Below are 8,885 nucleotides of genomic sequence, written 5' to 3'. Positions count from 1 at the left end.
ATACACTCTTTTCTGTTTTATCTTGTATACAGCTACCCCGGATCTTTTATTCTAGCTATTAAGCGGATTCTAGTGCCCTCTCATAGATACATACTGCATTCATTCCTATAGTTTCCAATTTTTCCTATCTAGAATAAAAACTAAATCAGAACAGGTCTTCTTTAACTATTTTATCTTCTAAGATCAATTCAACACCGTAAAATTTGAACAAGTGGATATACGCCTTAGCCACTTTTCGAGCTAACGCTTCACTTTCGTTAGAAAGCGGGAGTATCTCAAATAACTTCTCTTGGTCGTACTGGGAGTCACCGTAATCACTCAAATGTGTGAAACATTTTGTAAACCGTCTGCACTTCAATTTCACAATATAACTTCCGGTAGTTGCCGCAAGAATAACCTTTTCAACATTGGCAACTTCCATTTGAGTTTTAATATTATCCCCATAGGTTATGCGCTCAAACCTCAAATACTTTCTATCTTCTTTTATGCTGAAAATTGAGTCCCGCCCATACTTCATACGCATCATTTCAATATAATCAATCGTCTGTTCTCTCGATGGCCCAGACCCGGCAATAGCGCTGACACTAACGGTAAAAGCGAAAGTGAAAATTAGCAATTTTAGTCCAGAAACACTCATACGGTTCTCTCTCTAATATTTTTTACTTACTGTATCTCATATCATGCATAGTGAATAAATTAATGCGAGCTTCTGTTTTATCTTGTATACAGCTACCCCGGATCTTTTATTCTTACTAAGTTCGACCTCCTTTTGTGATCATCCTTACTAATATCATAAATATCAATAATTTATCTTTTATCATATTTACAAAGCATACTAATTCAGGGATAAAGGCACACGAAATTAATATGTTAAGGAAGATCATATAGATGGGTAAATATACCTCTGATCACAATGTCACCGTCAAGGATAGTAGTGGTAGGGTCATTAATCAGTATACCGCCAAAGACCAAATCGATCCGGTCAAAGCTGGAGGTGCAGCACTTGGCCCCTTGATAGCAATCACCATGGCGGCATTTCTACTTCTAGCGGTGCTTCCTGTGCTTATTTTTGTGGTGTTTTTATGGCATTTCATAACGACAACCCGATCTATTGCAAACCTTGCGAGCCAAACTCCGAACAGTGATGCAGATAGCACCCTGCAAACATACCGCTTCACAAGTATTTCAGCGCTGTACAAATCGTCGGTACTCAAGCTTATCTTATGGATCATTTTAGGCGGTGCAACTACGCTCGCCTTCGAATACATGATATTCACTGGAGAGCTACATCAATTCGCAATGTTTTTTGACCTATATTCGGTTACCAATATCCACGAAAGTAATGTGTTAAACCGGGTATTCGAGGTATATAAAATAATTTGGCCTGCTGTATTAGGCTTGCCATTGCTCTTAGCCATGTTCTTTACACCAAACGAGCAGTGCGAACACCAACTAACGAATAGACCAAGAAATAAATGGCTATATGCTGCTACGCTCCCCTATAGAGCACTCTACTTCGTAACTATTAAACCTGTACTCGCTATATTGAGGGGCTTCTTTTCCAAAGGCGCATATATAGTTATAGTTATTGTATTGCTGGGCGGAATATTTGCACTGTACCAGTATGTAACGCTTCAGGCCGAAAAAGAGGAATATGAACTATCGGAAGTGGTCATTGACTTTATTGCCTTTGAATCTAACAAACGACTTATCCTTGAGGAGGTAACTTCAGATCTGAAAGCATACAGCGTAGATATTAACAGTAACTACGGTGGTATCAGTTTTATTAACACCGTTCAGCACAGCATTCGCACCATCCAAGATGATCACGAAGACGCGATGTTAGCGTGGCTTCAAAGCCCATATAAGCCCCAAAACGTTCTCTCTGAATTAGTGATGCATTTTAACCGTTCAGAGAAATCAGCTAACAATTTCATGCTCTGGATATCTATTTTCAAAGAACTCGGAGGAGACCTTCAGCAGGCAGATGAAATGGGCTATACCGCATGGGCTTACACTTCGACATTCAAAGGCTACAAGGCATTAAGCCAGCTCAATATTGAGCTCAATGAAAATGAACAAAGAATCATCCACCACAACATAGAGAAACGAGAAACAACTAAGAATTTAAAACGCTATCGACGCTTATTGACTAGTAACCGATAGCTGATGAATTGGTGCTGTGCCGTAGTATTTATCAAATATGCCCTCCGGCATAGCACCAATTACTTCCCTTCGCTGATCCTTAACGAAGTAATTTCATTATTCACCGGGGTATACACTCATTTCTGTTTTAGCTTGTATACAGCTACCCCAGATCTTTCTTTCAAGCTCTACTGTCTACCCAAAAATATCTAAATCATCAAAGATCCCACCAGCATCAAGCTCTTCAACCGCAGAGGTATCAACACCCTCCATTGACCCCATAGCTAAGCTTTCATTATTCGCACCAATGCCTGCAACACCTTCAAGAGGCATCGCTTCTTCCGAAACATCTATAGCATCTATTCCACCCATACTCTCTAGGTCTTGATCGAAAGATGCTAAAGCCTGATCCAATTGAACCTGATTTATCGCACCCATCACTAAACTAGCTGCTATCACTCCTGTGAAAACCCCCAAAGCGGTCTTCATAACTGAATTTGATTTTGCTGCCTTTTTGAAATTTCTAGAATAATGTTTAGGATGTGCTTTCATCCTAGAGAACTCGGCAATAGCCTCTGCATTACCACTTTTCATAATATACATTTCTGCAGCCTCGGACGAAGAAATAGTAGCAACACTTTCAACTTTCTTCTTTATCTTTTCATATATCAGCTCAGCCTTATTACGGTCTCCCTCTTTAATCGAATCCAATAATGACTCAAGAAACACAAGAACACGATCCTGCTCGACTAGACTTTTTAGGGATGAAGCCGCTTGCATAATAGAAACAGCTTTTAACTTGAATGCCACAGGTGATTTTTTATGTTCTGATTGGAGCTCTTCGATCTTAAACATAAGATTTTCAGCACATAGAGCTTTATCATACAGATAGTCATCATGCTCAATCAGTTCAAAAACCATCTCAATTTCAGCTTCTTCTACTACGCCATCAGACACCATCAGGAGGGCTGCAAGGTCTACTATGGCCGCTTGATAATTTGAAACCTCTATCTTGACAGCATCTTGGCTTAATTTTTCTTGAGATAAGCCATTTGATACTTCTGGCTTACTATCTTTATTCTTTTGCGCTTTTCCAATAAAACCAATAACAGCCAATATCACAATACCCCAAAGCACCCATTCCATACCACATCCCTCACAACGAATTAGAAATCACGATAAAACACCCACCATATATGAAGCACAAAATCCTCATTAAGGCGATACCAATAAATACATCAAAGAAAGAACCACCAGAAAACCTCCCTAATCTACGAGTCATAAAGTGGCTTCCCGCCCAACCCTTTCGGGTACATCAGAGCTGTCATACCATATCGCGGTAGACGCTAAAGAAGTGTTATATCTAAAATTATCATCAAACACCTGCAGTGGCTACTTCAGCGAAGTGTGAGTCGTATACAACGACGCTAAATCTGCATCCCTCTCGATCCACCAGCTCAAACAATCACACAAACCCTTTAAAAACATAAACTTAATATCTTAAAAGTTACTGCCAGCCGTATTGCTCAATTTGGGAATAACCTAGCCCATTCATGACAAACTCAGACGCCACAAACAAGCCCTGATGACACCTTCCCCAAGTTGATAGATATCCAAACCCAGTCCAGTAAAGATCTCTCCATCACGGATACAATCCCAGTTACTTCTACAAGTTCCCACAAGAACAACAAGTAGTAAGATATCTACATAAATAGATCAACACACTTGCTGTTTTTTTGCGTTGCAACATTAGACAAAATCAATATAATTCCATTATCGTAGTATTCAAAAGGACTTCACCATGCGTAAGCAAGCAATGCTTAACTCAGTAAAAGACTCCATTGTTACAGCCATAATGTTCGCCATTGCTTTTGGAGTCATTCAATACGCTGAGCAAAACCGTATTGAGGACTGGCTTCTTTATACTGGCTGGGGAGTTTTCGCTTTGGCTGGTCTATTTATGGTTAACTTTCTTGCGGCATTAGGAGCAACGACGTTAATGGGTGGATCTTATAGCGCTAAGAAAAGTGAGCTTTCAATACGAGTGGCAATTTTCAACTCTGATAAACACAGCTCTGCATTAAAAATGATCAAAGTAGCATTTTTCTACTTCATCGGGGCTGCTGTATATCCCATCGCTCTAATAGTCACACTGATAAACCTTAAAGACCTGTTTGCCAAAAATGAATCATATGAAGCAGTGACCTCGATAGAGAACGCAAAGAATGATGCTATCGATGCATTCGATGAGACAGTAAAAACCCCCGATAAAAAGTGGAAAATATCTAACGGACCTCTAAGTCATTATTACTTTCATAGCCAGAAAGAAGCCCTTGAATTTTCAATAGTTAATAAAATTGATGCTTCCCCTGAAAAGCTATTCTGACTAAAACAGTCATGCCGCGTTCATAATGAGCGCTGTATAACTTCTTGCTTTTAGACACAACCGTTACAAAGGGCCTCAGTGGATAAACTCAGCATTCTAGTACTAGGTGTCGCAGGTGGTGCGGCTCACGTGTATGAAGGGCACTGCAGCAGCAGCTTTATAATATTAAAAAACGATGAGCCATTCTGTTTAGTTGACTTAGGACTGGGAGTAACACGTAGCCTTAAACGCTATGGTTACCAGATTCCAGACAAGATCATTATTACCCACAACCATACAGATCATGCTGGTGAGCTTCCTGTTGTTTTACGCGTTGAAGAAGCTCAAGGGAAGCAACTGTGTATCTATTCTGCCAAACCAGTTTCGGAACGCCTTCGCAAGCATAGAATAGCAGAGCATTTGGATCTATATTGTAGTTCGGAATTAGCGCAATGGGTTTCGCCCTTACCAGAAGAAGAAATTCAATTATCAGACAACCTCTCAATCGCGTTTTATGTTGGCCAACATTCTGAATGCTGTTTTGGCTTTGTCATCTATCAACAAAAAGATCTAACTGAATCTGTTCCATTAATAGGGTACACCGCTGACAGTGGCTTATATCCTGAGCTTTATAGCAAAATAACTCAGTGCAAGTACTCAATTTATGATGCGAGAGAGTTTGGCAACAGGTGGCATGCTAGCCTGGAAGAAGTAAACCCATTCTTAGATAATGATTCGTACATTATTGGCCATGGCATCGAAAAAGTTAACTCCCTGAATCATTCAGCCCTGTTGTTTCCGGGCCAGCTTATTAATATTGAGCGATAAATGAAATGCAATTTGCTGACACTGTAAAAGCAACTATTAGAGGAGTTTACGGACTATCTCCTTACTTGTGGGTAGATAGCTATCTAAAGAAACGAGAATTTGAAAATACCGAAGGAACACCAGAGCAAATATCTTGGAGGACTAAGAGGTTACTCCTATCTGAAAGGTATATTGTCTACTGGCTATTTGGGTCTATCATTTTATTTTTTCTCACCCCAGTGTTACATGTCTGGTTTGCAATACCGTTGTTACTTAGAGTACTAGGAATACTGAATAAAGAGCTCGGGGTAATTCTATTTGGAATCTGTAAGATCACTGAAGGAACGATGGTTGCTGCCTCAGGCAGAGCGATTGTTTTAGGGTTAGTTAACTACATAACCGCTATGTTTTTATTTGCATCGATTTATGCCCTAACAGGAAGCTTCACTAACATTCCAGATTATACTCAGCTAGCACTGCCTGTCTGGCCGCTAATTCAAGCAATGAATATGCAGTTTACATTATCAGGAGCTTTTCAACCGGCAAACTTACTCACCTGGTCTGTATGCCTTTTCCAAAGTGGTTTTTGTTTTATGTTTGGGACAATTGTAATTTCGATGTTTGTATCTCTTTTAAATATTCGTCCCATCCAAAAATAAGATCATGATAGAAAAGTGTAATTAAGGATTACCCAACGTTTAATGACCTCATTGCGCCTAAGGCATCTGCTTTGGGAGCAGAAGGTCGTGGAGTCGAATCCTGCTGCCCCGACCATCTTCTTTGTACCACCCTATTCCGTCTACCTATTCATCGTGTCGACCATACCTGTTTTTCAACAACTTCCCCTTCGCTGGTCCTTAACGAAGTAATTTCGTTATTCACCTGGGTATACACTCATTTCTGTTTTATCTTGTATACAGGCTACCCCGGATCTTTTATTCTAGCTATTAAGCGGATTCTAGTGCCCTCTCAGAGATACATACTGCATTCATTCCGATAGTTTCCAACTTTACCTATCTAGAATAAAAACTAAATCAGAACAGGTCTTCTTTAACTATTTTATCTTCTAATATCAATTCAACACCGTAAAATCTAAACAAGTGGATATACGCCTTAGCCACTTTTCGAGTTAACGCTTCGTTTTCGTTAGAAATGGATGATAAGTTAAAAACATACTCCTCTTCCTTTATGTTCCTATAGTCATCAGCCGTGACTGTGATGCATTTTGTATTCTCTCTGCACACCAAACTCACAAAATAACCTTTGTAATCAGACGATGTCTGAAGCAAAACCGTTTTAACATTGGCAATGTCAATTTGAGTTCTAAAATCAACCCCGTCGCGTGTACGGTCAAGCATCAAGTACTTTCTATCTTCTTTTATAGTGAAAGCTGAAACATACCCATACTTCAAACGCATCATTTCAATATAATCAATCGTCTGTTCTCTCGATGGCCCAGACTCGGCAATAGCACTGGCACTAACGGTAAAAGCGAAAGTAAAAATTAGAAATTTTATCCTAGAAATACACATACGCCCCTCTCTCAAATATTTTTTACTTACTGTATCTCATATCATGCATAGTGAATAAATTAATGCGAGCACCTGATAAGCAGATGTGGAAAAACACCGAATTAGTACAACGGCTCTGCCCCACCACTGTTAAGGATAAGATCATTAAGGGCACGCCTTACCTTATCAGCCAGCTCAACATCAGAATCAAAACGCCCTACAATAATGGCTTCCCCTTCAAGTTCCACGCTGGTTGGCCACCTCGCATCAACTCTATCAGCTGTTACTATTTGTTTTTCACTAATAGTTGTCGCTGTAGATAAATCAACCCTTCGAATTGAGTAAACCGACGTATTTTCACTCGTTTGTTTCGTATACCTCCCATTACAAAGACGTCTCTGTATGAAGGAGTCCTTCACATCTTCAACAACTAGCAGATTACCTTCCATCAAAAACGTATAATGATAATCATCAGCAATCATTGTACTTGCTCGGCGTCCATTAGTATCACCATAACTATCACGGCAGATAGCACCGTCCTCTTCATCAACTCCCCCGGCAACATTTGCCAAATGTTTGTTAAGCCATTGAATGATCTTATCGTTCGAAGGTCTGGCTTCTGCGGCATTTACCCCAAGTATCATCGACATCATAATAGTCAAAAACACTACCCTAAAATTTTTAGCACTTTCCATAAGGCACCTATTACCGCTTGCTCTACTGTCAAAACTTAAATTAATCCTACAGCAGTGAAATGATCGTATCCACAGGAACCAAATATTTCCTAACGGCTTCAGAAACCTGAATCATGTAGTAATGCAGGTTATGATTGATATCTCTATCCAGGCCTGAATTTTTTGAGCACAACTATTTTCCTTACTCTATATCCATCAGAGATAAGCAGATCTAAAGCTCATTTGATTTTAAAATACAGGGCAGTATGCTTAATAGCTGAGAATGATTAATACATAATAGGCGGCACTATGAAATCTACAGTCATCTTTGCATTAACAGCTGTTTTATCGGGTATGTCATTAAGTGCCCAGGTGTTTGCTGAAAAAGGGACAATCCCCATTTTCACACAGATGGAAAGCAAAAGTAGCTGGAAGAGCCAAGACGATGCATGTACCTACGGCATACAAAGAGCAAAATCTTTTGCAAAAAGAGAGTGTCGCCGTGCGCATGGAGGCGAACCAGGCTCTTCCGAGGACAATTGTCAGGACTTCCGTCAAATGAAATCAGGTAACTGGAAGGCTACCGGAAATGTAATACTCAACTGTAAGCTAGATGATTAATCGGAAGAACAGCATGCGAGACTGAGCATATGAGAGTTACTACAGAGTAAGCCTGCTGCGGGCAGTGGTACGCTTCTCTGATAGTTGTCTAAACAGTTAAAGGCCTCGGCTGAATATACCTCAAATACTCCCAGCTTCAGATGATTTTTGTTAGTCGTTACCCCTATACCTATTGCCTTATTCCAATACCTATCGCTTCTGTATGGTTTTTTCTGAAAGCTACACACTCAGGAGTTTGTTGATCTTTGATACAAGGATTTTCAGTTTTGTTCTGCTCTAGCAGTAAACTTTTAGCTTTACTTATAAGAGAACTACTCGGCTTTTCAATTGTATACTTGCATTGAACGGTGACAGAACCTATGCATTTCCACTCTTTGTTTCTTTTATATTCGCATGAATGACACGATTTCTTCAGCGCTGTGACTAAGTCACCACCCTTACTGACTTTTACAATGCTGCCTTTCTTCCCTTTTTTGCACCCTTTGACCGCCTTTCGGCTAGCAGTAGCCATAGCGTAATAACAAGCATTTTCCTTTTTCTTCCATGTTGTGAACGAGGGGCTGTCAGTAGTAAAGGTATCTACTACTTCGATAGAGTCACTGTGTGTTAAGCATGAAAAAAGAGACAACGCACATATTGTGAAAAAAATTGATTTATACTTCACTGCTAATTTCCTGACTGTTATATAAAAGCCATTCAGCTAAAAAGAATAGAACTACAGTAACAATAATTCAATGGCTAATCTGATAGCACCTGTCTGAT

General features: G+C 39.8%; 10 protein-coding genes. 5 read left to right on the top strand and 5 right to left on the bottom strand.

All coding sequences use genetic code 11. From position 1 onward, the window contains the following. Positions 1 to 145 precede the first annotated feature (145 nt). Positions 146 to 637, bottom strand: coding sequence for a hypothetical protein (locus QZZ54_RS17150; RefSeq protein ID WP_290704801.1), 492 nt, complete (start codon positions 635 to 637; stop codon positions 146 to 148). 251 nt (positions 638 to 888) lie between these two features. Here QZZ54_RS17150 and QZZ54_RS17145 point away from each other — a divergent pair, with 251 nt between their 5' ends. Then, positions 889 to 2,166, top strand: a complete 1,278-nt coding sequence (locus QZZ54_RS17145; protein ID WP_290704798.1) for a hypothetical protein — start codon at positions 889 to 891, stop codon at positions 2,164 to 2,166. A 174-nt stretch (positions 2,167 to 2,340) separates the two neighbouring features. Here QZZ54_RS17145 and QZZ54_RS17140 read toward each other — a convergent pair whose 3' ends face one another. Beyond that, positions 2,341 to 3,291 carry a hypothetical protein gene (locus tag QZZ54_RS17140; protein WP_290704795.1) on the bottom strand — a complete coding sequence of 317 codons (951 nt, stop codon included), beginning with the start codon at positions 3,289 to 3,291 and terminating at the stop codon, positions 2,341 to 2,343. A 655-nt stretch (positions 3,292 to 3,946) separates the two neighbouring features. Here QZZ54_RS17140 and QZZ54_RS17135 point away from each other — a divergent pair. From QZZ54_RS17135 to QZZ54_RS17125, 3 genes are all read left to right on the top strand, one after another. Beyond that, a complete protein-coding gene (locus QZZ54_RS17135) occupies positions 3,947 to 4,531 on the top strand; it encodes a hypothetical protein (protein ID WP_290704792.1) in 585 nt (194 codons plus the stop codon). 78 nt (positions 4,532 to 4,609) lie between these two features. Continuing rightward, complete coding sequence (locus QZZ54_RS17130; RefSeq protein ID WP_290704790.1) at positions 4,610 to 5,338, top strand: MBL fold metallo-hydrolase; 729 nt, start codon at positions 4,610 to 4,612, stop codon at positions 5,336 to 5,338. A 5-nt stretch (positions 5,339 to 5,343) separates the two neighbouring features. Beyond that, a complete protein-coding gene (locus QZZ54_RS17125; RefSeq protein ID WP_290704787.1) occupies positions 5,344 to 5,976 on the top strand; it encodes a hypothetical protein in 633 nt (210 codons plus the stop codon). A 375-nt stretch (positions 5,977 to 6,351) separates the two neighbouring features. On the opposite strand, the gene QZZ54_RS17120 is transcribed toward QZZ54_RS17125, so the two are convergent. Together QZZ54_RS17120 and QZZ54_RS17115 are read right to left on the bottom strand one after the other, a co-directional pair. Next, positions 6,352 to 6,849, bottom strand: coding sequence for a hypothetical protein (locus QZZ54_RS17120; RefSeq protein WP_290704786.1), 498 nt, complete (start codon positions 6,847 to 6,849; stop codon positions 6,352 to 6,354). A 101-nt stretch (positions 6,850 to 6,950) separates the two neighbouring features. Beyond that, a complete protein-coding gene (locus QZZ54_RS17115; RefSeq protein WP_290704783.1) occupies positions 6,951 to 7,523 on the bottom strand; it encodes a hypothetical protein in 573 nt (190 codons plus the stop codon). A gap of 288 nt (positions 7,524 to 7,811) precedes the next feature. Here QZZ54_RS17115 and QZZ54_RS17110 point away from each other — a divergent pair, with 288 nt between their 5' ends. Next, a complete protein-coding gene (locus QZZ54_RS17110) occupies positions 7,812 to 8,123 on the top strand; it encodes a hypothetical protein (protein ID WP_290704780.1) in 312 nt (103 codons plus the stop codon). A 169-nt stretch (positions 8,124 to 8,292) separates the two neighbouring features. Here QZZ54_RS17110 and QZZ54_RS17105 read toward each other — a convergent pair whose 3' ends face one another. Further along, a complete protein-coding gene (locus tag QZZ54_RS17105; protein WP_290704777.1) occupies positions 8,293 to 8,787 on the bottom strand; it encodes a hypothetical protein in 495 nt (164 codons plus the stop codon). Positions 8,788 to 8,885: the final 98 nt, after the last annotated feature.

The sequence above is a fragment of the Amphritea sp. genome (assembly GCF_016744155.1).
In the GTDB taxonomy this organism is placed as follows: Bacteria; Pseudomonadota; Gammaproteobacteria; order Pseudomonadales; family Balneatricaceae; genus Amphritea.
Note: the sequence above shows the minus strand (reverse complement) of the source record. Positions and strands in the feature narration are given on the sequence as shown.